This is a genomic window from Mycobacterium sp. NPDC004974, assembly GCF_053600815.1.
The window spans coordinates 32,926-59,364 of record NZ_JBSGAQ010000020.1 but is presented as its reverse complement, the minus strand read 5'-3'; the positions used below and the strand labels follow the sequence as shown (position 1 = coordinate 59,364).

Annotated in this window: 26 protein-coding genes; 11 read left to right on the top strand and 15 right to left on the bottom strand. The window is 65.4% G+C overall.

Annotation, left to right across the window (positions count from 1 at the left end; all coding sequences use genetic code 11):
• Positions 1-62: 62 nt before the first annotated feature.
• Genes ACWEFV_RS30610 through ACWEFV_RS30585 form a run of 6 tightly spaced genes read right to left on the bottom strand, consistent with a single transcriptional unit; the run spans position 63 to position 6,073 of the window.
• The gene (locus ACWEFV_RS30610) at positions 63-1,220 is read right to left on the bottom strand and encodes a lipid-transfer protein (protein ID WP_090518404.1); all 1,158 of its coding nucleotides are present in this window, start codon (positions 1,218-1,220) and stop codon (positions 63-65) included.
• Positions 1,220-1,627, bottom strand: a complete 408-nt coding sequence (locus tag ACWEFV_RS30605) for a MaoC family dehydratase (RefSeq protein ID WP_167858004.1) — start codon at positions 1,625-1,627, stop codon at positions 1,220-1,222. The genes ACWEFV_RS30610 and ACWEFV_RS30605 overlap by 1 nt, the downstream gene beginning before the upstream one ends.
• A complete protein-coding gene (locus ACWEFV_RS30600; protein ID WP_450072948.1) occupies positions 1,624-2,604 on the bottom strand; it encodes a bifunctional MaoC family dehydratase N-terminal/OB-fold nucleic acid binding domain-containing protein in 981 nt (326 codons plus the stop codon). Before ACWEFV_RS30600 ends, ACWEFV_RS30605 begins: the two co-directional genes overlap by 4 nt.
• A gap of 15 nt (positions 2,605-2,619) precedes the next feature.
• Complete coding sequence (gene fadE29 / locus ACWEFV_RS30595) at positions 2,620-3,783, bottom strand: acyl-CoA dehydrogenase FadE29 (protein WP_135458745.1); 1,164 nt, start codon at positions 3,781-3,783, stop codon at positions 2,620-2,622.
• Positions 3,783-4,787, bottom strand: coding sequence for an acyl-CoA dehydrogenase family protein (locus ACWEFV_RS30590; protein WP_450072947.1), 1,005 nt, complete (start codon positions 4,785-4,787; stop codon positions 3,783-3,785). Before ACWEFV_RS30590 ends, fadE29 begins: the two co-directional genes overlap by 1 nt.
• 35 nt (positions 4,788-4,822) lie before the next feature.
• A complete protein-coding gene (locus tag ACWEFV_RS30585; protein WP_135458749.1) occupies positions 4,823-6,073 on the bottom strand; it encodes a cytochrome P450 in 1,251 nt (416 codons plus the stop codon).
• Between the two features lie 167 nt (positions 6,074-6,240).
• Here ACWEFV_RS30585 and ACWEFV_RS30580 point away from each other — a divergent pair, with 167 nt between their 5' ends.
• From ACWEFV_RS30580 to ACWEFV_RS30560, 5 genes are all read left to right on the top strand, one after another.
• Positions 6,241-7,392 (top strand): steroid 3-ketoacyl-CoA thiolase, encoded by a 1,152-nt coding sequence (locus tag ACWEFV_RS30580; RefSeq protein ID WP_135458751.1) that lies wholly within the window; start codon positions 6,241-6,243, stop codon positions 7,390-7,392.
• A complete protein-coding gene (locus ACWEFV_RS30575; RefSeq protein ID WP_450072946.1) occupies positions 7,392-7,766 on the top strand; it encodes a hypothetical protein in 375 nt (124 codons plus the stop codon). Before ACWEFV_RS30580 ends, ACWEFV_RS30575 begins: the two co-directional genes overlap by 1 nt.
• A 10-nt stretch (positions 7,767-7,776) precedes the next feature.
• Entirely contained in the window at positions 7,777-8,256 is a 480-nt protein-coding gene (locus ACWEFV_RS30570) for a nitroreductase family deazaflavin-dependent oxidoreductase (RefSeq protein WP_450072945.1), read from the top strand.
• 200 nt (positions 8,257-8,456) lie between these two features.
• A complete protein-coding gene (locus ACWEFV_RS30565) occupies positions 8,457-9,884 on the top strand; it encodes a histidine phosphatase family protein (protein WP_450072944.1) in 1,428 nt (475 codons plus the stop codon).
• A gap of 478 nt (positions 9,885-10,362) precedes the next feature.
• Positions 10,363-11,742, top strand: a complete 1,380-nt coding sequence (locus tag ACWEFV_RS30560) for a histidine phosphatase family protein (protein WP_450072943.1) — start codon at positions 10,363-10,365, stop codon at positions 11,740-11,742.
• 150 nt (positions 11,743-11,892) lie between these two features.
• Here the strand turns inward: ACWEFV_RS30560 and ACWEFV_RS30555 are convergent, their stop codons facing one another.
• Together ACWEFV_RS30555 and ACWEFV_RS30550 are read right to left on the bottom strand one after the other, a co-directional pair.
• Complete coding sequence (locus ACWEFV_RS30555) at positions 11,893-12,798, bottom strand: SDR family oxidoreductase (protein WP_029108221.1); 906 nt, start codon at positions 12,796-12,798, stop codon at positions 11,893-11,895.
• A 12-nt stretch (positions 12,799-12,810) separates the two neighbouring features.
• Complete coding sequence (locus tag ACWEFV_RS30550; protein WP_135458758.1) at positions 12,811-13,590, bottom strand: SDR family oxidoreductase; 780 nt, start codon at positions 13,588-13,590, stop codon at positions 12,811-12,813.
• A gap of 59 nt (positions 13,591-13,649) precedes the next feature.
• Here ACWEFV_RS30550 and echA20 point away from each other — a divergent pair, with 59 nt between their 5' ends.
• The 5 genes from echA20 (at position 13,650) to ACWEFV_RS30525 (ending at position 17,883) form a co-directional block, all read left to right on the top strand.
• Positions 13,650-14,408, top strand: a complete 759-nt coding sequence (gene echA20, locus ACWEFV_RS30545; RefSeq protein WP_135458761.1) for a (7aS)-7a-methyl-1,5-dioxo-2,3,5,6,7,7a-hexahydro-1H-indene-carboxyl-CoA hydrolase — start codon at positions 13,650-13,652, stop codon at positions 14,406-14,408.
• A complete protein-coding gene (ipdA, locus tag ACWEFV_RS30540) occupies positions 14,408-15,295 on the top strand; it encodes a cholesterol ring-cleaving hydrolase subunit IpdA (RefSeq protein ID WP_450072942.1) in 888 nt (295 codons plus the stop codon). The genes echA20 and ipdA overlap by 1 nt, the downstream gene beginning before the upstream one ends.
• A complete protein-coding gene (gene ipdB, locus ACWEFV_RS30535) occupies positions 15,292-16,041 on the top strand; it encodes a cholesterol ring-cleaving hydrolase subunit IpdB (protein WP_450072941.1) in 750 nt (249 codons plus the stop codon). Before ipdA ends, ipdB begins: the two co-directional genes overlap by 4 nt.
• A 3-nt stretch (positions 16,042-16,044) precedes the next feature.
• Entirely contained in the window at positions 16,045-17,115 is a 1,071-nt protein-coding gene (gene ipdC / locus ACWEFV_RS30530) for a (3aS,4S,5R,7aS)-5-hydroxy-7a-methyl-1-oxo-octahydro-1H-indene-4-carboxyl-CoA dehydrogenase (protein WP_135458766.1), read from the top strand.
• Positions 17,116-17,211: 96 nt separating this feature from the next.
• A complete protein-coding gene (locus ACWEFV_RS30525; RefSeq protein WP_450072940.1) occupies positions 17,212-17,883 on the top strand; it encodes a class I SAM-dependent methyltransferase in 672 nt (223 codons plus the stop codon).
• A 17-nt stretch (positions 17,884-17,900) separates the two neighbouring features.
• Here the strand turns inward: ACWEFV_RS30525 and ACWEFV_RS30520 are convergent, their stop codons facing one another.
• The 5 genes from ACWEFV_RS30520 to ACWEFV_RS30500 form a co-directional block, all read right to left on the bottom strand.
• Positions 17,901-18,536 (bottom strand): DUF1345 domain-containing protein, encoded by a 636-nt coding sequence (locus ACWEFV_RS30520; RefSeq protein ID WP_450072939.1) that lies wholly within the window; start codon positions 18,534-18,536, stop codon positions 17,901-17,903.
• Positions 18,536-20,839, bottom strand: coding sequence for an FdhF/YdeP family oxidoreductase (locus ACWEFV_RS30515; protein ID WP_450072938.1), 2,304 nt, complete (start codon positions 20,837-20,839; stop codon positions 18,536-18,538). The genes ACWEFV_RS30520 and ACWEFV_RS30515 overlap by 1 nt, the downstream gene beginning before the upstream one ends.
• A 143-nt stretch (positions 20,840-20,982) precedes the next feature.
• Positions 20,983-22,131, bottom strand: a complete 1,149-nt coding sequence (gene fadA6, locus ACWEFV_RS30510) for a steroid 3-ketoacyl-CoA thiolase FadA6 (RefSeq protein WP_135458773.1) — start codon at positions 22,129-22,131, stop codon at positions 20,983-20,985.
• Between the two features lie 17 nt (positions 22,132-22,148).
• Complete coding sequence (gene kstR2 / locus ACWEFV_RS30505; protein ID WP_135458775.1) at positions 22,149-22,751, bottom strand: TetR family transcriptional regulator KstR2; 603 nt, start codon at positions 22,749-22,751, stop codon at positions 22,149-22,151.
• 38 nt (positions 22,752-22,789) lie between these two features.
• Entirely contained in the window at positions 22,790-23,464 is a 675-nt protein-coding gene (locus ACWEFV_RS30500) for a DNA alkylation repair protein (protein ID WP_135458777.1), read from the bottom strand.
• A gap of 97 nt (positions 23,465-23,561) precedes the next feature.
• On the opposite strand from ACWEFV_RS30500, the gene ACWEFV_RS30495 reads away from it, so the two are divergent.
• Positions 23,562-24,413, top strand: a complete 852-nt coding sequence (locus ACWEFV_RS30495; RefSeq protein ID WP_450072975.1) for a helix-turn-helix transcriptional regulator — start codon at positions 23,562-23,564, stop codon at positions 24,411-24,413.
• A gap of 38 nt (positions 24,414-24,451) precedes the next feature.
• On the opposite strand, the gene ipdF is transcribed toward ACWEFV_RS30495, so the two are convergent.
• Positions 24,452-25,243, bottom strand: coding sequence for a (5R,7aS)-5-hydroxy-7a-methyl-1-oxo-2,3,5,6,7,7a-hexahydro-1H-indene-carboxyl-CoA reductase (ipdF, locus tag ACWEFV_RS30490; protein WP_135458799.1), 792 nt, complete (start codon positions 25,241-25,243; stop codon positions 24,452-24,454).
• Positions 25,244-25,245: 2 nt separating this feature from the next.
• Complete coding sequence (ipdE1, locus tag ACWEFV_RS30485; protein WP_450072937.1) at positions 25,246-26,394, bottom strand: acyl-CoA dehydrogenase IpdE1; 1,149 nt, start codon at positions 26,392-26,394, stop codon at positions 25,246-25,248.
• Positions 26,395-26,439 lie beyond the last annotated feature (45 nt).

Genomic DNA, 26,439 nt, shown 5'->3' with positions numbered 1-26,439 from the left:
CCCGTGATGATGCACATCCGGAGCAAACATTACCGTGCCAATCAGGGGTGGCGATGCACCTTTTATCCGAGGATCAATCCGGATGTCGGCACACCGGTTCCAGCGGTGACCAGTACATGCTCGACGCCCTCGACCTGGTTGACCGAGGTCCCCCGCAACTGGCGCACGCCCTCGGCAATGCCGTTCATGCCGTGGATGTAGGCCTCGCCGAGCTGACCGCCGTGGGTGTTGATCGGCAGCCGTCCGCCGAGCTCGATGGCGCCCCCGGCAATGAAGTCCTTGGCCTCACCCTTACCGCAGAAACCGAGCTCCTCGAGCTGGATCAACGTGTACGGGGTGAAGTGGTCGTAGAGGATCGCGGTCTGGATGTCGTCGGGCGACAGGCCACTCTGCTGCCAGAGCTGACGGCCGACCAGACCCATCTCGGGAAGCCCGAGCTCGTCGCGGTAGTACGAGTACATGGTGAACTGGTCGGTGCCGGCACCTTGGGCGGCGGCCTCGATGATCGCCGGCCGGTGCTTGAGGTCCTTGGCCCGCTCGGGGGTGGTGACGACGATGGCCACGCCGCCGTCGCTCTCCTGGCAGCAGTCCAGCAGCCGCAGCGGTTCGGCGATCCACCGCGAGTTCTGGTGATCCTCGATGGTGATCGGCTTGCCGTAGAAGAACGCCTTCGGGTTGGTCGCGGCATGCTTGCGGTCTGCCACCGACACCGCGCCGAAATCCGCGCTCGTGGCGCCGTATTCATGCATGTAACGCTGCGCGATCATCGCCACCGAGGCGGCCGGGGTGCTCAGCCCGTGCGGGTAGGACCAGCTGTACTCCACGCCGCGCGAATCGGCGTTGACGGTCAGGCCGGTCATCACCTGGCCGAACCGGAACTCGGAGCGCTCGTTGAACGCCCGGTAGGCCACAACGACTTCCGCCACACCGGTCGCGACGGCCAGAGCCGCCTGCTGGACGGTCGCGGCCGCGGCACCGCCGCCGTAACCGATCTGGCTGAAGAACTTGAGATCTCCGATCCCGGTGGAGCGGGCCACGGCGGTCTCCAGATTGGAGTCCATCGTGAACGTCACCAGACCGTCTACGTCGGACGGCTTGAGGCCGGCGTCGTCGAGTGCGTCGAGCACCGCCTCGGCGGCCAGACGCAGTTCACTGCGACCGGAGTTCTTGGAGAAGTCGGTGGCGCCGATACCGGCGATGGCTGCCTTGCCGGAGAGCATCAGTTGTCCCCCAAAGTAAGTGTGGACGTGGCGATGACGTGGTTGCCAAGGCTGTTGCTGCCCACCACTTTCAGTGTCACCAGGTCGCCCTCGATCTCCGTGACCTCCCCGGTGAAGGTGATGGTGTCGTAGGCGTACCAGGGCACCCCGAGGCGCAGCTTGATCGACTTGACGAACGCGTTCGGACCGGCCCAGTCGGTCACGTACCGACCGACCAGCCCGGTGTCGGTGAGGATGTTGACGAAGATGTCCTTGGACCCCTTGGCCTGCGCCAAGTCCCGGTCGTGGTGCACATCCTGGTAGTCGCGCGTCGCGATGGCGGTGGAGACGATGAACGTCGGGTCGCCGTAGATCTTGAGTTCGGGCAACTTGGTGCCGACCCGAACGTCGGAGACAGTCAGGCTCATGCTTGTGGCTCCCATGCGTACAACGTCCAGGCCGGGCTGATCTCACTGTCCGGGAAGTCGATATAGGTTGCGGTGACCGGCATTCCGATCTTCACCTGGTCGGCAGCGATCCCGCGCAGCTCGCCGAGCATCCGGACCCCCTCCTCAAGTTCAACGAGGGCGATCACGAACGGCAGACTGCGTCCGGGCACCTTGGGCGCATGGTGCACGACGTAGCTGAACACCGTGCCCTTGCCGGAGGCCACGAGATAATCGGAAGGTGCAACTTCCTTGTTGTGGTCGGCCCACACCGCGGGCACCGGCGGGTGCTGCAAGGTGCCATCGGGGCGGCGTTGGATCCGCAGCTCGTGGGCATTGATACCGTCCCAGAAGAACTTGGTATCCCGCGACGAGGACGGCCGCATCAGCTTGTCCGGGTCGAGATCTTCTGGGATCTCGTTGGTTTCAGAGTCTTCCGCGGCTGCCTGCTTACCGGCGGGGAGGAACTTCATGATGCGCCAGTCCATGTCGGCGACTTCCTCGTCACCGACATGCCAGCGGATCTTCTGATTGATGAAGTAGCCCTCGCCCAGTGCGGTCTGCTTGGGACCGACGATGCCGACGATCTCGGCGCTCATCACCACCTGTTCGCCAGGCTGGATGTAGCGGTGGTAGGTCTGGTCGCAGTTGGTGGCGACGACACCGACATACCCGGCATCGTCGAACAACTTCATCGCCCTACCCAGCGGATCATCGTCGGACCGGGTGCGTCCCAGCCCCATCATGGTCCAGACCTGGATCATCGCCGGCGGCGCCACGATGCCGGGATGACCCGCAGCTCTAGCGGCTTCCGCGTCGACGTAGATCGGGTTCTTGTCACCGATCGCGTCGACCCAGTGGTGAATCATGGGCTGATTCACCGGGTCCCGAGCCACCGTCGGTTTGCTCGTCCCGGACGCGATGATCTGGTCGATACCGGCCTGCAGATTCACGCTCATCTCAATCCCTCGCTGTTACCGGGTCACCCTCGGCACCCGCAGGCCCGACGCCGCGATCATCTCGCGCATGACCTCGTTGACGCCACCGCCGAAGGTGATGACCAGGTTGCGCTTGGTCATCTTGTCCAGCCAGACCAATAGTTCGGCGGTCTCCGAGTCCGCCGGGTTGCCGTAACCGCCGACAATCTCTTCGGCCAACCGGCCAACCTCTTGCAGCCGTTCGGTGGAGAACACCTTGGTCGCGGCGGCATCGGCCACGGCGATGGTCTCGCCGGAGGCCGCGACCTGCCAGTTGAGCAGTTCGTTGATCCGCCAGATCGACTTGATCTGCCCCAGAAGGTGTTTCACCTCGTTCTGCTCGATCGGTGGGACACCGTCCGAACCGGGCTTCGATGCCCAGGTGTGCACCTGGTCGTAGATGCCGGCGATACGGCCGGCGGGCCCGAGGCCGACCCGTTCGTGGTTGAGCTGGGTGGTGATGAGCTTCCAGCCGCCGTTCTCCTCACCGACGAGCATGTCGGCGGGCACGTGCACATCGTTGTAGTACGTGGCGTTGGTGTGGTGCGCCCCGTCCGAAAGGATGATCGGGGTCCAGGAATAGCCGGGATCCTTGGTGTCGACGATCAGGATCGAGATGCCCTTGTGCTTGGCCGCGGTGGGGTCCGTACGGCAGGCCAGCCAGATGTAGTCGGCGTCGTGCGCGCCGGTGGTCCACATCTTCTGTCCGTTGACGATGTATTCGTCACCGTGACGGACCGCGGTGGTACGCAGGGACGCCAGGTCGGTTCCGGCGTCGGGCTCGGAGTACCCGATGGCGAAATGCACTTCACCGGCGAGAATTCCGGGCAGGAACTTCTTCTTCTGCTCCTCGGTGCCGAGCGCCTGCAGGGTGGGGCCCACCGTCTGCAACGTGACCATCGGCAGCGGGATGTCGGCCCGGTTGGCCTCGTTGATGAAGATCTGCTGCTCGACCGGGCCGAAGCCCAGGCCGCCGTACTCCTTGGGCCAACCGACGCCGAGCTTGCCGTCGCTGCCCATGCGCTTGATCACCGCACGGTAGGCCTCGTTGTGCCGGTCGGACTCCATCGCCGCGGCCTCTTCGGGCGTGATGAGAGTCGAGAAGTATTCTCGCAGCTCGGCTTGCAGCGCGCGCTGCTCGGGCGTCAGGTCGATGAACATTACGCTCCCACCAAATCGAGGCGATGCGACGGACCACCCAACAGGCGGGTCAGGTCCTTGATCGAGGAGTAGTAGCGGTCCATCGGGTAGGTGATGTCCATACCCATACCGCCGTGCAGGTGATGACACAGCCGCATGGCCGGAGCGGCCTGCGAGCTGAGCCAGTAGCCCAGGATGTTCAGATCCTCGTCGGCGTCAAGGCCTTCGGACAGCCGCCACAGCGCCGAGGTGGACAGCAACGAGATGGTCCGCGAGGCGATGTAGACCTCGGACAGCTGTGCGGCCACCGTCTGGAAGGTCGAGAGCGGACGGCCGAACTGCTCACGGGTGGCCACATAGTCGGCGGTCAACCGGAGCGCGCCGGCAACCAGACCGGCGGCGAACGCCCCGGTGGCAGCGAGCGCCAACTGGTTGACCCGGTGAGCACTCGCGCCGTCGAGCACGTCGGCCGCGTCGACCGCGACGTCGGCGAAGGTGACCGCGTACTCGTCGGAACCGTTGGAGGTCGGGGTCTTGGTGACCGTCACACCGTCGGCCGCGGGCGAGACCACCACCACTGCGCTGTCGGCGGTCACCACCAGCCACTTGGCCGTCTCGGCATAGGGCACACCGACTTTGGTGCCGTTGAGCTTGCCTTCGGCGAAGTTGGTCGCGGGACGCTCCGGCAGCGACTGTCCGGGCTCGTTGAGCGCCGCCGAGAGCACCGCACCCGTCGCGACATCGGCGAGGTACCGGTCCTGCTGCGCGTCGGAGGCGAGGTCGAGCAACGACACCAGACCGAGGCCCACGGTGGCCAGCGCCGGGCCGATGGTGCCGTGCCGACCGATCTCGGTCAACGCGGTCGACAGCTCGGGCAGACCCAGACCGTCACCGCCGAGTCGTTCCGGTACTCCCAGCGCCGCGACACCACCGGAAACCAGTGCATCCCAAGTGTTGTCGCGTTCCAGAACAGAGGTCACCACATCGGCAACAGCCTGCTGCTCTGGGTTCGGTGTGAAATCCACCCGAATCCTCCTTGATCCGTTAGGCGGTCAGTAGCTCAGTGCGCGACCGGGCACTGCCCGGTGTAATCGACCGGCCAGTGCTTGATGCCGTTGAGCCATCCGGACTTTAGCCGCTCGGGATCGCCGGTCGGCTGGAGGTCGGGCATGTGATCAGCGACGGCGTTGAAGATCAGGTTGATCGTCAGGCGGGCCAGGTTGGCGCCGATGCAGTAGTGCGCCCCGGTGCCGCCAAAGCCGACGTGCGGGTTGGGATCGCGAAGGATGTTGAACGTGAACGGGTCCTCGAACACCGCGTCGTCGAAGTTCGCCGAACGGTAGGACATCACCACGCGCTCACCGGCCTTGATCTTGACACCGGCGATCTCGGTGTCCTCGCTGGCGGTGCGCTGGAAGGCCGAAACCGGCGTGGCCCAACGGATGATCTCGTCGACGGCGGTCTTCGGCCGCTCCCGCTTGAAAAGCTCCCACTGATCGGGATTCTGCGAGAACGCGATCATGCCGTGCGTGATGGAGTTACGGCTGGTCTCGTTGCCCGCGACCGCAAGCATGATGACGAAGAAGCCGAACTCGTCGTCGCTGAGCTTCTCGCCGTCGATGTCGGCTTCGATCAGCTTGGTGACGATGTCGTCGGTGGGGTTCTTGCCGCGCTCCTCGGCCATCTTCATGGCGTAGGAGATGAGCTCGAAGGAGGACATGGCCGGATCGACGTCGGCGTACTCGGGATCGTCGCCGGCGGTCATCTCGTTGGACCAGCGGAACAGCTTGTCGCGGTCGTCCTGCGGGACACCGAGCAGTTCGGCGATGGCCTGCAGCGGCAACTCGCAGGAGACCTGCTCGACGAAATCGCCGGTGTTGGACGCGGCGGCGTTCTTGGCGATCTGCTGCGCGCGGTTGTTCAGCTCGTCCTCGAGCCGCGAGAGCGCACGCGGGGTGAAGCCACGGGAGATGATCTTGCGCAGACGGGTGTGGTGCGGTGCGTCCATGTTGAGCAGGACGGCGCGCTGGAGGTCGACCGCTTCGCGGGTCATCTCCTGCGGCCAGACCGGGATCGCGCCGTTCATCGAGCTGGAGAACACGTCGCTGCGCAGCGAGACGTCCTTGACGTCCTCGTGCCGGGTGACCAACCAGTAGCCCTTGTCTCCGAAGCCACCGGTGCCGCCCGGGACGTCGACCCAGCGGACCGGCTCGGCCTTACGGAGCTCGGCGAGTTCCTCGACCGGCAGGCCCTTGAGGTTCAGCTCGGAATCGAGGAAGTCGAATTCCTTGGGGATGTTGGGGCAGCCCATGTGTCTAACTCCTAGTGTCTGCAGCAAGCCGTGCGGGTAGCCAGCGATGCTTGAAACAACGTGGTCTAGTACCAATTGTGACCATTGAAACACGGCTTGACCGCAGATCAAAGGCAGTGATACATCCGCGCTTGTCAGAGTAATGAAACGTGTTCTAGCCTGGCTTCATGGGTAACCCTGTCATCGTCGAAGCCACCCGCAGCCCCATCGGCAAGCGCAACGGCTGGTTGTCCGGCCTGCACGCCACCGAGCTTCTCGGAGCCGTCCAGAAGGCCCTCATCGAGAAGGCCGGAATCGACCCCGGCAGCGTCGAGCAGCTCATCGGTGGCTGCGTCACGCAGTTCGGCGAGCAGGGCAACAATGTCACCCGGCAGTCCTGGCTGGTCGCCGGGCTGCCCGAGCACGTCGGCGCCACCACCGTCGACTGCCAGTGCGGCAGCGCCCAGCAGGCCAACCATCTGGTCGCCGGCCTGATCGCCACCGGCGCCATCGACATCGGCATCGCCTGTGGCATCGAGGCGATGAGCCGGGTCGGGCTCGGCGCCAACGGCGGCGGCGCCCGCGCCGCGTCCTGGGACATCGACCTGCCCAACCAGTTCGAGGCCGCCGAGCGGATCGCCAAGCGCCGCGGCATCACCCGCGCCGATGTGGATGCGCTGGGCCTGGCGTCGCAGCTGAAGGCCAAACAGGCCTGGGCCGAGGGTCGTTTCGACCGCGAGATCTCCCCGATCGAGGCACCGGTCATCGACGAGAACAAGCAGCCGACCGCCGAATGGAACACGGTCAGCCGCGACCAGGGTCTGCGCGACACCACCGCTGAGGGCCTGGCCGGGCTGAAGCCGGTGATCGAAGGTGGCATCCACACTGCCGGTACGTCCTCGCAGATCTCCGACGGCGCCGCGGCGGTGCTGTGGATGGACGAGGACAAGGCGAAGGCCCTCGGCCTGAAGCCGCGCGCCCGCATCATCAGCCAGGCCAACGTCGGCGCCGAGACCTACTACCACCTCGACGGCCCGGTGCAGTCCACCGCCAAGGTCCTCGAGAAGGCCGGCATGAAGATGGGCGACATCGACCTCGTCGAGATCAATGAGGCCTTCGCCTCTGTCGTGCTGTCCTGGGCTCAGGTGCACGGCGCCGACATGGACAAGGTCAACGTCAACGGCGGCGCCATCGCGCTGGGCCACCCGGTCGGATCGACGGGCGCCCGCCTGATCACCACGGCCCTGCACGAGCTGGAGCGCACCGACAAGAGCACGGCGCTGATCACCATGTGCGCCGGCGGCGCGCTGTCTACCGGCACGATCATCGAGCGCATCTAGTGACCTTCAGCGACGCCGAGCGCATCGCGGCCGCACAGGCCTACATCGATGCGCTGGTGAGCCATCAGGCGGATGCAGTCCCGTTCACACCGGACTGCATCCGCATCGAGATGGGGCTGAAGACCGGCCGTTCCGGAGATCATCTGCGGCGCAGCCTGAACAGCGGCCCGCAGTTCAAGTTGATCGAGAAGACGACGACGCCGGAATTCACCGTCGACGGCGATCAGGTCCGCGCTCGGTTCGACGTGCTCACCAAGCCGCGCCTGTTCGGGTGGCGGGTGTGCTCGCACGTCGACGAGACGTTCCTGATCCCGGCATCCGACGGAAAGATCCACCACATCCGCGCCTCCCTGACCCCGTTCATCAGCCGCTAAGGTCCACCGCATGGCCAACACCCCGCGCCCGCTGAACCCCAAACAGGTCGAACGGCTCAACGCGAAATCGACCGGCACCGCCATCAAGTGGATGTCGCGCGCCCAGACCTGGATCTTCAAGAAGACGGGCGGGCGCTTCGGCGACAAGTTCCTGCGCGGCGCGGAAGTGGGCATCCTGACCACGATCGGGCGCAAGTCGGGCGAGGAGCGCGACAGCCCGCTGCTGTTCCTGCAGGAAGGCAAGCGCATCGTGCTGGTCGCCTCGCAGGGCGGCCGGGCCACCAACCCGATGTGGTACCTGAACCTGGTGGCCAATCCCCGGGTGAGGTTCCAGACCAAGCGCGAGACCCTGGAGCTCACCGCGCGCGACGCCACCGACGCCGAGCGCGACGTGTACTGGCCCAAGCTGGACGCCATGTATGCCGACTTCGTGAACTACCGGTCCTACACCGACCGCAAGATCCCGATCGTGATCTGCGACCCGGCATGACCTGACCTTCACCCGAAACGCCCCTGACCTTGAGGTCGGGGGCGTTTTGCGTTGCCAGGTGTCCTGGAGCCGGCCAATTACGCAACTCTCGGTAGCAGAATTGACGGGTGAACAGAATTTTGATTATGTTCTGTGAGCACGCACACAGTTGAACGGCAAGTGAGCGGCAGCCCACGATTTCGTGAACCGATGGAGACCCTATGCAACGACCCAACCGACGCCGGGTTGCCGGTGCCGCCGCAACAACCCTGACGGCGTGCTCTCTGTTCGCGGCAGCGACGCTGCCCGCCGCGGCGATGACCGTGACGTTCATCCGGCACGCCGAGTCGCAGGGCAACGCCTCGGGGTACATCGACACCAGCACCCCGGGGCCGCACCTGACCAATGACCAGATCAACCAGAACGGTGGCGAGACCGGCGAGCAGCAGGCGCAGAACTGGGCCAACACTCAGTGCCCCACCGCCTCGTGCACCAAGTACGACGCGCTCTATGCCTCGACCATGATTCGCACCCAGGAGACCGCGGCGCCGTTCGCCGCCAAGCGCGGGCTGCCGGTCACGATCCTCGGTCAGTTCGACCCGGCCAACCCGCAGCGGAACTCCGGTGTGCAGGAAATCAGTGCCGGCATCTTCGAGGGCCTGCCCGAGAGTGAGGGCATCGGCCGCATCGGTTACATCCTCGCGCCGCTGGCCTGGACGTTGGGCCTGCAGTTCATCTCGGTTCCCGGCGGCGAGAGCGGCCTGGAGTTCAACGAGCGCGTGACGAATGCACTTGCCGACGTGGAGTCCGGCACCTCCGACACCAACGGCGACGGCAAGGTCGACGCCGCGGTGTTCTCGCACGGCGCCACCATCATGATGTGGACGATGATGAACGTCGACAACCCGAACCTGTTGTTGATCGTGCAGCATCCGTTGAACAACACCGACACGGTGGTCGTGGAGAAGAACGCCGACGGCAGCTGGACCCTCAAGGAATGGGCCGGCCAAGAGGTCGGCGCGGCCAATTACCCGACCCAGATGTTCGTCAACTTCCGGGATCTGATCGTCGCGCCGCAGAAGGCCGTCTACAACATGCGCATCCCGGTCCTGTCGCTGGACGCCCAGGGCATCGTCACCACCGGGGCGCAGGGCGTGCAGGACGTCGCCAACGCCGGCGTGAAGTTCGTCAAGGACTCGATCACCGACACCGTGAACGCGATCACCGGCATCCCGGGCTCGCTGGGGCAGCCGACGAACCAGGTTTCCAAGCTCAGCACGGAGAAGACCGCCGTCGGCGACACCCCGTCGGTCAAGGATCTCGCCGTCGTCAAGACTGCCGTCGAGAACGCCACCGAGGACGCCGGCTCCACCGTCGAGAAGGTGACCGAGCCGGTGCAGGCCAAGATCACCGCCGCCCGTACCGCCAACGGCGCAACCAAGCTGACCGACGGCAACAAGGCAGAACCGGGTAAGGCTGTGTCGGCGGTTCGCGACCGGGTCAAGCAGGCTGCAGACGACGTGCGCAGCGGAGTTGAGTCCTCGGTCAAGCAGGCGAGTGACAACGTCAAGAAGCTCACCGGCGCCGACAAGGCCGACAAGGCCAGCAGCACCAGCAAACCGAAGACCGCATCGAAAGATGCCGCGTGAAATAGCGTGTAGCGCAAGGTAATACCAACCGGGTCGGTCCCCCTCCTCGCATCGGGAGGGGGACTGAGTCGTGTCTGCACCCGGTTAGAGCAGCACCTCAAATCTGTCAAATACCCTCCCACACAGTGGGATAGCTACGCATCGACGTCTACCCCCAACCGCAGAATGCATCTGACTGTCAAGCGAATATCGCTGATAATCCACTGAGAACCGGGGGGCCAGGATGACGGGCAGCATTCGCGGCGCAGCAAAGAAGTTCGGCGGCAAGGACATTGATCCTTGCTGAGCCCCGCCGCGTGAAATCGCCAGTGCCAGAAGCCTAACCGCGGGCCTGAGTCGGTCCGCTTCCTCTCGAAGAGGAGGTCACTCGAACATCCCTTTTTCCATGAGTCAAGACAAAACCGTTGAACACCAAACGAAAGGGCGAAAGTACATGATTCACCTCAGACGCGGCGCACCTGCGCCACGAAAACGAACAATGCTCGGGGGCGTCGCCCTGGCATTCCTCGCCTTCTTCCTGGCGATGCCCGTCGCCCATGCCGCCGAGGTCATGCGTGTGACGTTCATACGTCACGCGCAATCGGAGGGCAACGCCTCCGGCCTGATCGACACCAAGACCCCGGGTCCGGTGCTGACCCCCCTGGGCCAGCAGCAGGCCCAGGCCGTAGCCGACAAGCTGGGCGACAACAACTACGACGCCATCTACGCGTCCCAGATGGTGCGCACGCAGCTCACCGCCGCACCGATGTCGCAGCGCCTCGGCCTGCCGATCCAGGTGCTTCCCGGCCTGCAGGAGATCGAGGCCGGTGTCTTCGAGGGCACCCCGGAAGCGAACGCTTCCAGCGGGTACGGCCTGTATCCGATCGCATGGGCGCTCCCGGGCGTGATCCCGCAGATCCCGTTCAACAAGGGCACGTACATGCCGGGTACCAACGTCAACGGATACGTGTTCGACGAACGGGTCCGGGGCGCGCTGCAGACCATGTACGACAACGGCGACCGCAACGCCGTGGTGTTCTCGCACGGCGGCACCATCATGTTCTGGACCTTGATGAACGTTGAGAACATCACCGTGATGCAGAAGCTCCAGCTGCTGCAGACAGCCCAGTTGAACAACACCGATTACGTCGTCATCGAGGGCAACAACGAGGACGGCTGGACCCTGGTGAACTGGAACGGCCAGCAGTTCAGCCCGGAACGGACCTTCGGATACGAAGTGAAACTCCAGCTCCGGACGCTGACCCGCCAGCTGACCGCCGCTGCGGATCAGGTCAAGGAGGCCTTCAAGACGGGTGACCTCGTGACCATCGCGACGGCCATCAACCACAGTGTCGCCGACGCAACCTTCTCGGTCACCAAGTTCAACCGTGCTGTCAACGCGGAGATCATCAAGCGCGTCAGCGATGCATTCCCGAGCAAGACCAACGATCTGCAGGACAAGGTGTCCACCGGGGTCGAGGACGTCAAGAGCACGCTGAACGTGACCAAGGACAGCATCGAGCAGAAGGTTCAGTCCGCTCCGGAGACGGAGACCGCCTCGGACACAACGAAACCGGCTGATTCCGCATCCCTCGCGGGGGCGAAGTCGAAGCTCAAGGCCGCTGTCGACGGCATCGTCAAGCCCCGTGGCGCGACCGATCTGTCCGATGGGAACAAGGCTCTGCCGGGCGTCACGAAGTCGCTGAACCGTAGCAGCGAGCAGGTCCGGACCGCCGTCAAGGAAACCCAGGACCAGGTGTCGTCGTCGATCAAGAAGCTCAGCGACGCCGTCAAGAAGGCCACCGGCCAGCCGAGCAAGTCGGCCGGTGACAACGACGGTGCCGGCAGCGACACCGCTGGCAAGAAGGACGCCGCCTGACCAGTCGGCATTTTCAAGGGGTGCCCCAGACCAATTGGTCTGGGGCACCTTTTGTATTCGAGTCTGCTTCTAGGACAACGAGTCTGCACTCAGATCGCGAATCCGGCGGATTTCACGATCTGAGCGCAGTCTCGACGAAACAAGAAGAAATTACGCGCCGTAAACCGGGACCGCGGGGCGAGCCTTGGCCAGCAGGTCGTTGACGACCGGGCCCAGCTCGGCGGGATCCCATTTCGCGCCCTTGTCGATCTGCGGACCGTGGGCCCAGCCCTCGGCGATGCGGATCTTGCCGCCCTCGATCTCGAACATCTTGCCGGTGACGTCCTTGGACTCGACGCTGCCCAACCACACCACCAGCGGGGAGATGTTCTCCGCGGCCATGGCATCGAAGGACTGGTCCTGGGTGGCCATCATGTCGGCGAAGACGGTCTCGGTCATCCGGGTCCGGGCCGAGGGCGCAATGCCGTTGACGGTGACGCCGTAGCGACCCATCTCGGCCGCGGCCACCAGCGTCAGCGCGGCAATGCCGGCCTTCGAGGCGCTGTAGGTGGCCTGGCCGACGCTGCCCTGCAGGCCGGCGCCGGAGCTGGTGTTGATGATGCGCGCGTCAACGGTTTCGCCGGCCTTGGACTTGGCCCGCCAGTACGCGGCGGCGTGCTTCATGGTGGCGAAGTGCCCCTTGAGGTGCACGGCGGTGACGGCGTCGAACTCCTCTTCGGTGGCGTTGGCGAACATCCGGTCGCGCACGATGCCGGCGTTGTTCACCAGCACGTCCAGGGTGCCGAAGGCATCCACGGCGGTCTGGATCAGGCCCTCGGCTTGCGCCCAGTCGGCGACGTTGGCGCCACTGGTGACGGCTTCGCCTCCGGCAGCGACGATCTCGTCGACCACATTCTGCGCGGCGCTGCCGCCGCCGGCGGGCGAACCGTCCAGGCCGACCCCGATGTCGTTGACCACGACGCGGGCGCCTTCGGCAGCGAACGCGAGCGCGTGCTCACGCCCGATACCGCCACCGGCACCCGTCACGATGACCACGCGGCCGTCGAGCAATCCCATACCTGTATCTCCTTATTTATTGGCGTTTGAGGCGTCGAGGTAGGTCGGCGGTTCACCACCGCCGTGCACCTGCAGCGCCGCCCCACTGATGTAGGACGCCGCGTCAGAGGTCAAAAACGCTGCGGCCCAGCCGATATCGGTGGGCTTGGCCAGCCGGCCCAGCGGGACGGTGGCGGCCACCGCGGCCACCGACTCGGCGTCGCCGTAGAACAGTTCGGACTGCTCGGTCTCGACCATGCCGACCACCACGGAGTTCACCCGCACCTTGGGCGCCCATTCCACGGCCAGCGTGGTGGTCAGGTTGTCGATACCGGCCTTGGCCGCGCCGTAGGCGGCGGTACCCGGGGTGGGCCGGTGCGCACTGACGCTGGAGATGTTGACGATCACCCCGCCCGTCTCCTGCTTCTGCATCACGGCGTTGGCGTGCTGGGAGACCGAGAGCGGCCCGAGCAGGTTGAGCTCGATGATCTTGGTGCTGAACTTGGCCGACGCATCTGCGGCGGCCACGTACGGCGATCCGCCGGCGTTGTTCACCACGGCATCCAACCGGCCGTGCTTGGCCACGATGGCCTCGATGAGCGCGGCCACCGAGTCGTCATCACGGACGTCGCAGCTGTGGAATTCGTAGGGCAGCCCCTCGACCGGACGGCGTGCGCAGGTCACCACAGTGGCGCCCTGACCAGCAAAAACCGCGCTGATTCCAGCGCCAACCCCTCGCACTCCGCCGGTCACCAGGACCACCTTGCCGGTCAAACCCAAATTGATGGCACCGGCTTCTGGCGTATCGGTCACTGTGCTAGCGTACCAAGCAAGTGCTTGCTTAGGTAGCGACCCCTTCAGGAAGTGGATTGATGACGATCACCACCAAGACAGTCGAGCCGGGCATCGTCTCGGTCACCGTCAACTACCCGCCCGTCAACGCCATCCCGTCGGCCGGCTGGTTCGAACTCGGCGATGCGATCACCGCGGCAGGCCGCGACCGCAGCACGCACGTCGTGATCCTGCGAGCCGAGGGCCGTGGCTTCAACGCCGGTGTGGACATCAAGGAAATGCAGAACACCGAGGGCTTCGGCGCGCTGATCGACGCCAACCGCGGCTGCTACCACGCGTTCAAGTCCGTGTACGAGTGCGAGGTCCCTGTCGTCGCGGCGGTCAACGGCTTCTGCGTCGGCGGCGGAATCGGCCTGGTCGGCAACGCCGACGTGATCGTCGCCTCCGATGACGCCAAGTTCGGACTCCCGGAGGTGGAGCGCGGCGCGCTCGGAGCCGCCACCCATCTGTCCCGGCTGGTCCCCCAGCACCTGATGCGCCGGCTGTTCTTCACCGCCGCCACCGTTCCCGCCGAAACGCTGCACCACTTCGGTTCGGTGCACGAGGTGGTCCCGCGTGAGGATCTCGACGAGGCCGCCCTGCGCGTCGCCCGCGACATCGCCAGCAAGGACACCCGGGTGATCCGGGCGGCCAAAGAGGCGCTGAACTTCATCGACGTGCAGCCAGTCAACGCGCGCTACCGCATGGAGCAGGGCTTCACCTTCGAACTCAACCTGTCCGGTGTGTCCGACGAGCACCGCGACGCCTTCGCCGGAACCTCAAAGGGAGACACGAAGTAATGGCAGACAAGCGAACAACTCTCGACGAGGCGGTCGCCTCGATCGAGAGCGGCATGACGATCGGCCTCGGCGGCTGGGGCTCGCGGCGCAAGCCGATGGCCTTCGTCCGCGCCCTGCTGCGCACCGACGTCAAAGACCTGACCGTGGTCACCTACGGCGGTCCCGATCTGGGCCTGCTGTGCTCGGCCGGCAAGGTCAAGCGCGTCTACTACGGCTTCGTGTCCCTGGACTCGCCGCCGTTCTACGACCCGTGGTTCGCCAAGGCCCGCACCACCGGTGCCATCGAGGCCCGCGAGATGGACGAGGGCATGCTGCGCTGCGGCCTGCAGGCTGCCGCCCAGCGGCTGCCGTTCCTGCCGATCCGCGCCGGCCTCGGTAGCGATGTCCGGACGTTCTGGGGCGACGAGCTCAAGACCGTGAAGTCCCCGTACCCGACCGACGGTGCCTACGAGGAACTGATCGCGATGCCCGCGCTGAACCTCGACGCGGCGTTTGTGCACATGAATCTCGGTGATGCCCAGGGCAATGCGGCCTACACCGGTATCGACCCGTACTTCGATGACCTGTTCCTGATGTCGGCGCAGCGCCGCTTCCTCTCGGTCGAGCGCGTGGTGACCACCGAGGAACTGGTCAAGGCCGTCCCGACGCAGGCCCTGCTGATCAACCGGATGATGGTCGATTCCGTGGTGGAAGCCCCCAACGGCGCCCACTTCACCACCAACGAGCCCGATTACCGGCGCGACGAGAAGTTCCAGCGCCACTACGCAGAGGCCGCCGGCTCCGACGAGACCTGGGCCGAGTTCGTCAAGACGTATCTGTCCGGCAGCGAAGCCGACTACCAGGCGGCCGTGCGGAAGTTCAAGGAAGATCAGGAGGCCAGCAAGTGATTGCCGTGACCCGTGCTGAGGTGTGCGCCGTCGCCTGCGCCGAACTGTTCCGCGACGCCGGCGAGATCATGGCCAGCCCGATGACCACCGTCGTCCAGATCGGTGCCCGGCTGGCCCGGCTGACCTTCTCCCCCGACATTGTGCTGACCGACGGTGAGGCCCGGATCCTGGCCGACACCCCGGCCATCGGCGCCCCCTTCACCGTCGAGGGCTGGATGCCGTTCAACCGGGTCTTCGAGACCCTGGCCTGGGGCAAGCGCCATGTGGTGATGGGCGCCAACCAGATCGACCGCTACGGCAACCAGAACCTGTCGGCGTTCGGTCCGATCCAGCAGCCGACCCGGCAGATGTTCGGAGTCCGCGGCGCGCCCGGCAACAGCATCAACCACGCCACGAGCTACTTCGTGGGCAACCACTCCAAGCGCGTGTTCTGCGACTCGGTGGACATCGTGTCCGGAATCGGCTGGGACAAGGTCGATCCGGAGAATCCGGCCTACCGCTTCGCGAACATCTACCGCGTGGTGTCCAACCTGGGCGTGTTCGACTTCAACGGCCCCGACCACCAGATGCGGGCGGTCTCGCTGCACCCCGGCGTCGAGGCCGATCAGGTCGCCGACAACACCTCCTTCGAGGTGCACGGCCTAGAGGAGGCCGAGACCACCCGGTTGGCCACCGATGAGGAGCTCAGGCTCCTGCGCGAGGTCATCGATCCGAAGTCGCTGCGCGACAAAGAGGTCAAGGTCTAAAGAATGGGCAAGCTCAAGACTCCGCTGACCGAACTGGTCGGTATCGAGCATCCCGTCGTGCAGACGGGAATGGGCTGGGTGGCCGGTGCACGACTGGTCGCCGCAACCTCCAATGCCGGCGGGCTCGGCATCCTGGCGTCAGCGACGATGACGCTCGAGGAACTGCAGACCGCCGTAACCAAGGTCAAGGCCGCCACCGACAAACCCTTCGGCATCAACATGCGTGCCGACGCGGGCGATGCCGGTGCGCGTGTCGACCTCCTGATCCGCGAAGGAGTCAAAGTCGCCTCCTTCGCTCTAGCTCCCAAGCCCGAGTTGATCGCCAAGCTGAAAGATGCCGGTGTCGTGGTGATCCCGTCGGTCGGTGCGGCCAAGCACGCCAAGAAGGTGGCCGGCTGGGGCGCTGACGCGGTGATCGTGCAGGGTGGGGAGGGCGGTGGCCACACCGGTCCCGTCGCCACCACGCTCCTGCTGCCCTCGGTGCTCGATGCCGTCAAGGACACCGGCATGCCGGTGATCGCCGCCGGCGGTTTCTTCGACGGCCGCGGCCTGGCTGCCGCACTGTCCTACGGTGCCGCTGGGGTTGCCATGGGAACCCGGTTCCTGCTGACCTCGGATTCCACCGTGCCCGACGCGGTCAAGGAGCGGTACCTGCAGTCCGCGCTGGACGGCACCGTGGTGTCCACCCGCGTCGACGGCATGCCGCACCGGGTGCTGCGCACCGGTCTGGTCGAGAAGCTGGAGAGCGGTTCGCGGGCACGCGGTTTCGCCGCCGCGATCGGCAACGCCCAGAAGTTCAAGAAGCTCTCGGGCATGACGTGGCTGTCGATGGTCAAGGACGGCCTCGCGATGCGGCACGGCAAGGAGCTCACCTGGTCGCAGGTCGTGATGGCGGCCAACACCCCGATGTTGCTCAAAGCCGGCCTGGTGGAGGGCAATACCGACGCCGGCGTGCTGGCCTCGGGACAGGTGGCGGGCATCATCAACGACCTGCCGTCGTGTGCTGAGCTGGTCGAGAAGATCGTCGACGACGCCGTCGCACACCTGCAGTCCGCGTCGTCCTACATTCAGTAACCTTCCCTGCGCGAGCAGACGTAAAACTGCCCCTTTTCACGTGAAGAGGGGCAGTTTTTTGTCTGCTCACGGGAGAACGCCGGGCACAGTGGAGGCATGGACATCCGTCGCGTCGAACACCCAGTGGTCAGGCGAGCCGCCGAGGGGCTGCACAACTTCAACAGCAGGCACCCGTGGAGTCACAACGACCATTTCCACCGTTGGATCCTGGCGAACCTGCCCGCACACCGCGGCAGCGCGATCGACATCGGATGCGGCCAGGGCGCTTTGGTGGCTCAACTGGCCGCTCGGTTCACACATGTCCGCGGTACGGATCTTGATGCGGGCATGCGCGCCGAAGCGGCCCAGCGCTGCGCCGGCCTGGCCAACGTCACCATCGACGACAGCCAACTCGCCCACCTCGACGGACCGGTCGATGTCATCACCATGGTGGCAGTGCTGCACCACCTCGACGTCGAGCAAGCGCTGATCGAGGTCCGACGGCTGCTGAGCCCGGGCGGACGGTTTCTGGCCGTCGGACTGGCCGCGCCCGCCTCGATCAGTGACACCGCATGGGATCTGGCGTCCGCGGTGACCAACCCGATCATCGGCCTGATCAAACATCCGCGCCCGGTGCCCGGTGATCCGGTACCCCCGCCGTTCCCGGTCCGCGATCCTCAGCTCAGCTTCGATGAGCTTCAAGCTGTTGCCCATCAAGTCATGCCGGGCGCCGCGATGCGCCGTCGGCTGGCGTTCCGGCACACCATCTGCTGGACGAAACCCGGCTGAACTGCCCGGACGGGGTTTCAGCTGGACACGATGCCGACGACCAGGTTGATCGTGGTCGCCAGGATCACGGTGCCGAACAGGTACGACAGCAGACAGTGTCGCAGCGCCACCGCGCGGATCGTCGAATCGGTGACGCCGGTGTCCGACACCTGATAGGTCATGCCGAGGTTGTAGCTGAAGTAGAAGAAATCCCGGAACGCCGGCAGCTCGTCGGAATTGAAGTCGATGCCACCGGCTTTCGGTGTGTAGTAGAGATACGCGTAGCGGGCGGCGTACATCAGGTGCATACCGGCCCACGCCATGAAGACCCCGGCCAGCGCCGCGGTGGCCGCACTCGGATCGCTGTGCGAACCGCCGCGAACCAGCATGACGACGATGCTGACCAACGCACCGAGCGCGGCCGCCACGATCACCAGCTCCTCGACCACCGGGTTGAAGGCTTCCTGGCGCGCATGGTCTCGGGTGGCCCCGGCATCCATGGGCCACAGCAGCAGCCATCCACCCGCGACGAAAACTGCTCCAGTGCAGGCGATCCCGACCAGAACCCCGAGAGACGCGTCGGTCAGCGATCCGGTTATCTGGCCCGCGAGCACACCGACGATCACCGAGCCCCCGAGCCGAGTGACCGGAGAGAGCAACCACGGTGCTGCCATCAGGCGGGCGCCGACAGCGTCACACGCACCTTGACGTTCTTCATGATGGGCTGGTCGCTCTGGGTGCTGTAATCGCCGATGGCGCACAGCACGTTCATCTCGGGCATGTACCCCGCGGCGCAGCCGTGCGGAATGCCGTACGGGATGGCCTTGTAGCGCTGCAGCGACCGCGTGCTGCCGTCCCGCGCGGTGGCGACGATGTCGACGTCGTCGAATTCTCTGATCCCGCGCTCGGCCATGTCCTGCGCATTCATGAAAATCAGTGTGCGCAGGTTCTTTACGCCCCGATAGCGGTCATTGTCGGAGTAGATGGTGGTGTTCCACTGATCGTGTGAGCGCAGCGTAGCCAGGATCAGTGTGCCCGACTCGGTGCTGCCGTCGGGTAGGTCGACCGCCGAGAACTCGGCCCGACCGGACGGGGTCAGGAAGATCAGTTCCCGCGCGGGCTGCTTGATGCGGAATCCCAGCGGAAGCCGGACCCGCCGATTGAAATCCTCGAAACCGTTGAGCACCTTGGCCATCGTGTCTCGGATCCGGTCGTAGTCCTCGACGTACCAGCTCCACGGGGTGCCGCTGGCGGGCAGCGCGGCCTGCGCGATCCCGGCGATGATCGCCGGTTCCGACTTCAGGTGCGGCGAGGCGGGCTTCTTCATCCCGACCGAGAGGTGCACCATGCTCATCGAGTCCTCGACCGAGGTGGACTGAACCCCGGCCTTCTGATGGTCCTTCTCGGTACGGCCCAGGCACGGCAGGATCAGGGCGCGACGACCGTGGATCACGTGACTGCGGTTGAGCTTGGTGCTCACCTGAACGGTGAGATCACATTTCTGTAGTCCCGCGAAGGTGTACGTGGTGTCCGGGGCGGCACTGGCGAAATTGCCGCCCATCCCGACGAACACCTTTATCTCGTCGCGGTGCATGGCCTCGATGGTGTGCACGGTGTCCATTCCGTGCTCGCGCGGCGGGTCGATCCCGCACACCTCGGCAAGCCGGTCGAGGAAGGCCCCGGCCGGCCGGTGATCGATACCGCAGGTGCGGTTGCCCTGCACATTGCTGTGTCCCCGGACGGGCGACGGCCCGGCGCCTTCACGGCCCAGATTGCCGCGCAGCAGAAGCAGATTGACGATCTCCCGCACGCTGTCCACGCCGTGTTCGTGCTGGGTGACGCCGAGACACCAGCTGATGATGCTGCGGTCGGCATCGCAGTAGACCTTGGCCGCCTTGCGGATATCGGCTTGGCGCACACCGGACTTGTACTCGATCTCGTCCCATGAGGTGGCCTCACAGACCGCACGGTAGTTCTCGAATCCCGCGGTGTAGCGGGCGATGAACTCGGCGTCCAGCGCCTTGGGGTCGGTTTCCGCTTGTTCCAGAACGGCTTTGGCGATGCCACGGATGAGCGCCATATCCCCGCCGATCCGGGGCTGCAGGTTCAACGTGCTGGTCTTGGTGGACTTGAAGGTGGCCATCCGCAGAAAGTCGTGCGGGATGATCGTCTTGGTGGCACCGGCCTCGACCAGTGGGTTGATGTGCACGACCTGCGCGCCGCGGCGGTAGGCCTCGGCGAGTGCGGTGAGCATGCGCGGCGCGTTGGAGGCCGCGTTGACACCGATGATGAACAGCGCGTCCGCGGTCTCCCAGTCTTCGAGGTCGACCGTGCCCTTACCGGTACCCAGCGAGGCCGTCAGGGCGCGACCGCTCGCCTCGTGGCACATATTGGAGCAGTCCGGCAGATTGTTGGTGCCGAGTTCGCGGGCCATCAGCTGGTACAGGAAGGTCGCCTCGTTGCCCAGCCGGCCCGACGTGTAGAACGACGCCTGGTCCGGGTCGTCCAGATCCGCCAGGGCCTTGCCCACCAGATCGAACGCATCACGCCAGCCGATCGGTTCGTAGTGATCGGTCTCGGAGTTGTAGACCATCGGCTCGGTGAGGCGCCCCTGGTCTTCGAGGGCGAAATCGCTCCAGGTCGCCAGCTCGGAGACGGTGTGCTGGGCGAAGAACTCCGGACCACAGCGCTTGTGCGTCATCTCCCACGTGACGTGTTTGATGCCGTTCTCGCAGATGTCGAGTTTGAGGCCCTTCATGTCGTCGGGCCAAGCGCAGCCCGGACAGTCGAAGCCGACGTTCTCGTGGTTCATCTTCATGATCGCGCGGGGGCCGTCGATGGGCTCGCGCTCGCGGATCAGCAATCTGGTGACGCTCTTCGCCGCGCCCCATCCGGCCGCGGGGTGATGGTAGGGGTGGAATTCCGGTTGGTCATGCCCCTCGGCGTCGGTGCGCTGCTCGGTGCCCCGGTCTGTCATGAGTCAAGTCTGCGCGCGGACGAACAGCCGCGTCCAAGGAATGTTTGCGCAGAGTTTCGAAGGCCTGACGAACAGACGCAAAAGTGCCCCGAAACTGGTGTTTCAGGGCACTTTGCGTCTGCTCGCGCAGAGACTCCGTCAGATCAGAGGCGCTCGATGATCGTGACGTTGGCTGTGCCGCCGCCCTCGCACATGGTCTGCAGGCCGTAGCGGCCGCCGGTGCGCTCGAGGGTGTTGAGCATGGTGGTGAACAGCTTGGCACCGGTGGCGCCGAGCGGGTGGCCCAGGGCGATGGCGCCACCACTCGGGTTGACCTTGGCCGGATCGGCCTTGGTCTCCTTGAGCCAGGCCAGCACGACCGGCGCGAAGGCCTCGTTGATCTCGACGGTATCGATGTCGTCGATGGACAGGCCGGTCTTCTCCAGCGCGTACTGGGTGGCCGGGATCGGGCCGGTCAGCATCATCACCGGATCGTCGCCACGCGCGCTGATGTGGTGGATACGGGCGCGGGGCTTGAGGTTGTACTTGTTGACCGCTTCTTCAGAGGCCAGCAGCACCGCCGCCGCACCGTCGGAGATCTGGCTCGCCAGCGCGGCAGTCAGTCGGCCGCCTTCGACCAGGGGCTTGAGCGAGGCCAGCTTCTCGAGCGTCGATTCACGCGGTCCCTCGTCGATGCCGAAGTCGCCGACCGGGACGATCTCGTTGTCGAAATGCCCGGCCCGAATCGCGGCGAACGCCCGCTGGTGGCTGTTGTAGGCGAACTCCTCCATCTCCTCGCGGGAGATGTCCCACTTCTCGGCGATCATTTCCGAACCGCGGAACTGCGAGATCTCCTGATCGCCGTAGCGGTGCAGCCAGCTCTTGGATTCGTTTGTGGGCGAGGTGAATCCGAACTCCTTGCCGACCACCATGGCCGAGGAGATCGGGATCCAGCTCATGTTCTGCATGCCGCCGGCGAGGATCAGGTCGGCCGTGCCGGACATGATGGCCTGGGCGCCGAACGAGATGGCCTGCTGGCTGGAACCGCACTGCCGGTCGACGGTGACGCCGGGGACGGCCTCGGGGTAGCCGGCGGCCAGCCAGGTCAACCGGCCGATGTTGCCGGCCTGCCCGCCGATGGCGTCGACGCAGCCGACGATGACGTCGTCAACGGCACCCGGGTCGACGTCGACGCGGTCGAAGATGGCACGGAACGCGTGCACGCCGAGATCGATCGGATGAACCTCGGCCAGCGAGCCGTTCTTCTTTCCGACCGGCGTACGCACCGCGTCGACGATGTATGCCTCAGGCATTGTTTGTCTCCTTTGACCTAACGGGCGGCGGTGATTCCGCCGAGGACGATGGCGAGGTATTGCCGGCCGACCTCTTCGGCCGAAAGCGGTCCGCCCGGCTGGTACCAGCGGACCGAAACCCAGGTGGTGTCGCGGATGAACCGGTACACCAGGTCGACGTCAATGTCCTGACGGAACGAGCCGTCGGAGATGCCCTGCTGCAGGATGTCGATCCACATCTTGCGCTGTTCGCGGTTGCGCTCGTCAACGAAGTCGAACTGCGGGATCGACGAGAGCCGCTTGGCCTCGTCCTGGTAGATCACCACCTGCGCATGCCGGTGCTCGATGGCTTCGAAGGACGCCATGAACAGGCCGGTGAGCCGGCCCAGCGGGCTGGCCTCCTGGTCGAGGATCTCCTGGTACCGCGAGAACAGCCAGTCGAGGAAGTCCTTGAGCACTTCCTCGACCATCTGCTCTTTGGACTTGAAGTGGTGATACAGGCTGCCCGACAGGATTCCTGCGGAGTCAGCGATATCGCGGACTGTCGTCGCCTTCAGGCCGCGTTCGGCAAACATCGTCGCGGCAAGGTCCAGAAGCTCGTCGCGTCTGCTTGCCGGTTGGCTGGGCGTATCCGGCGCCATCGTCACAGCATAGCAACCAAGCGCTTGCTAGGTCACATTCAGGCGGATTCCGACTTCCGACGCACCATCTCGGCGATCCAGGTGGGTGCGTACGGAGATGTGCATCCCGGTGACGTCGGGTAGTCCTTGAGCACCGCCAGACGCTCCCCGATATCGATCGCACGCGCGCGATGCCCGGCGTGCTCGATCCCGATCTGAGCCAGGCAGTTGTTCATCGCCCACTGCAGGCGATCCGGGGCCTCTTTCATCTCCGCCTCGATGACATCGAGTAACGCCTCGAGATCGAGACCGTCGGGTTTCTTCGCCACCCGATCGGCGGTCAAGGACCAGCCGGCGCCGGAGACCACGGGATCCGGGTCGACGGACCAGGCCACGCGCAGGTCTTCGGCGTTCGGGTTCTTCTTCACCACGTAATTCACGAGCCAGTCTTGAACCTTGGGCGCGCGGGCTTCGCGCATCATGCTGTCCAGCTCGTCACGCCCGAACGCCTTCGGTCGACAGATGAGCAGCGCCAGGAGTCTCGCCGCGGTGTCGCCCGTCGCCCAGAGCTGTTGTGCGAGTTCCGGCTGCGTCTTCAGTCGCTTCGCGAGTGCGCGCAGCTTGCCGAGGTTCACGCCATGGTCATCGCCATGTCTCTCGTTGACCTCGCGCATCTTCGGGTCTTCGAGCCCGGCCAACTCGGCCACGACGTCGGCGAGCTCGATCTCGGCCACATCCGCCTCCCGTTCCTCAGCTGCACCGGCCGGACGACTGATGCATTCATTTTCCCATTGCCCGCCGGTCCACGTGGCTACACTCCCGCCCGTGGCTATGAAGCCGTGGAATGGGGATCGGCCCCAGACCCAGCGCACGTTCGTTGAGCAGAAGAAGGTTGCTGCTCGCGGACTCGCCTTCACGTTCGTCACCGAGCGCATTTCCGCACCCACTGATTGGTGCAGCGCCGAGAGCGACCACCATTGGTTGTACGTGTATCGACACGGTGCGATTCACTCGATGGAGTCGCTGCTCGACTGGGGGCCGTCCGGTCGAACCCCTCCCAGCCCGGGCGACATCTGGTGGAAGCCCGCGGGCGTCGCGTCATCCGTACTGATGCAAGGCGACACGGCGGGATACTGCGAGATCGCCATTCCCGGTCACGCGATCGGCGATCCGGCGCTGATCCCTCGGGTCAAGTACCGGAACCCTCTGGTCCACTACCTGGTCGAAGAGATCTGCAGCGTCGCCGGTCGTGAGGACACCGTTGCGCAGTTGCTCAAGGAGTCAGTGGCAGAAACACTGCGGCTGCTGACCATCGACGCCCACATGGTGACGCCGCCTCGGCATCGGCACGAACGACACACGCTGGACACCGCCACCCAAACTGCGATCGTCGAGTACCTCAACGACAGCCTGGATGCCGACATCAACCTGGATTCACTGGCGCAAGTGGCCGGGATGCCGGCCGGAGTGTTCGTCAACGCTTTCCGGCGGGCGTTCCACACCACCCCGTACCAGTTCCTGCTGGATCGCCGGATCGAGCAGGCCAAGACTCTCCTGCTGACGACCTCGCTGTCGATCACAGAAATCGGCACAGCGGTGGGGTTCTCGAACCCGAGTCACTTTGCCGCCGCGTTCGGCCGCAGGGTCGGCGTCACGCCACGCCGGTACCGCCTCGGTCGTTGAGTTTGCGGCGGCAGGATCACCACCAGGTAGGAACCAGGTCAGGCCCGCTGGCTGGAAACCGAGATGACCTCGCCGGTCAGGTAGCTCGAGTAGTCGCTGGCCAGGTAGGCGATAGTGGTCGCGATCTCCCACGGCTCGGCGGCGCGGCCGAACGCCTCGTCCGAGGACAGCCGGTCCAGCAGGGCCGCATCGGCCGAGCGCTCCAGGAACTTGTGCCGCGCGATGCTCGGCGAGACCGCGTTGATCCGCACTCCGAATTCGACGGCTTCGATTGCGCTGCAACGGGTCAGCGCCATGACGCCGGCCTTGGCGGCGGCGTAGTGCGACTGCGAGTGCTGCGCGCGCCAGCCGAGAACGCTGGCGTTGTTGACGATCACGCCGCCGTGCTCGACGTCCCGGAAGTAGCGCAGGGCGGCGCGGGTGGCTCGCATGACCGAGTTCAGCGTGACGTTCAGGACCCGGTCCCACTCGTCGTCGGTCATGTCGATCAGCGGGGTTTCGCCGCCGAGGCCGGCGTTGTTCACCAAAACGTCCAGGCGGCCCATCTTTTCGACCGACCGGGCGATGAGGGCGTCGACCGCCTCGGTGGAGGTGACGTCGCAGACCACGGCCTCGACCCGGCCCAGGCCGAGCTCGGCCAGCTGGTCGCGGGTCTCGTTCAGTCGCCGCTCGTGGTAGTCGGACACCACGACGTCGGCGCCCTCCAGCAGCGCTCGGCGCGCGGTGGACGAGCCGATGCCGGTACCGGCGGCGGCGGTCACCAGGACGACCTTGCCCTTCAGCAGGCCGTGGCCCTCAACCTCTTTGGGAGCTACGGACAGATCACTCATGCTCAGCCCTTGGCCTCTCGGGGTAGACCGAGCACCCGCTCGGCGATGATGTTGCGCTGAATTTCGTTGGACCCGCCGTAGATGGTGTCCGAACGCGAGAACAGATAGAGCCGCTGCCACTCGTCGAACTCGCCATCAGGCAGCGTCAGTCCGGCCATCCCCTGCACGTCCATGGCGATCTCGCCGAGATCGCGATGCCAGTTGGCCCACAACAGCTTCGACACGTTGTCCTGGCCGGGCTGTTCGACATCCATGGTCGCCAGCGCGTAGGAACGCATGGCCTGCAGGCCGGTCCACGACTCGGTCAGCCGCTGACGGATCAGCGGGTCGTCGGCCGCGCCGGTGCGCTTGGCCAGCTCGACCAGGTTGGAGTGCTCACGGGCGTAGCGGATCTGCTGGCCGAGCGTGGACACGCCGCGCTCGAAGGTCAGCGTGCCCATCGCCACACGCCAGCCGTCGCCGGGCTGACCGACCACGAGCGAGGCATCGGTGCGGGCGTCGTCGAAGAACACCTCGTTGAACTCGGAGTCTCCGGTCAGCTGGATGATCGGGCGGATCTCGACGCCCGGCTGATCCAGCGGCACCAGCAGATAGGACAGTCCGGCGTGCCGCTTGGAGCCCTTCTCCGTGCGCGCCACCACGAAGCACCACTGCGCCCAGTGGGCCAGCGACGTCCACACCTTCTGGCCGTTGATGACCCACTCATCGCCGACCAGCTCGGCCGTCGTCGCGACGTTGGCCAGGTCACTGCCGGCGTTGGGCTCGGAGTAGCCCTGGCTCCACAGCTCGGTGACGTCGAGGATCTTGGGTAGGAACCGCTGCTGCTGTTCGGGGGTGCCGTACTCGATGAGCGTCGGCCCGAGCAGTTCCTCGCCCAGGTGGTTGACCTTGTCGGGAGCGTTCGCGCGGGCGTACTCCTCGTAGAAGGCGACGCGATGCGCGACCGACAGCCCACGGCCGCCGTGCTCCACCGGCCAGCCGAGGCAGGTCAATCCCGCCGCGGCCAGATGCTGATTCCACGCCCGACGTTCTTCGAAGGCTTCGTGTTCACGCCCCGGTCCACCCAGGCCCTTGAGCGCTGCGAATTCGCCTACAAGATTGTCTGCGAGCCACTGCCGGACCTCGGCCCGGAACTCCTGGACCTCTATCACCCCTGTAGGCTAACCTACCAAGCACTTGCTTTGTTAAGGGAGCAT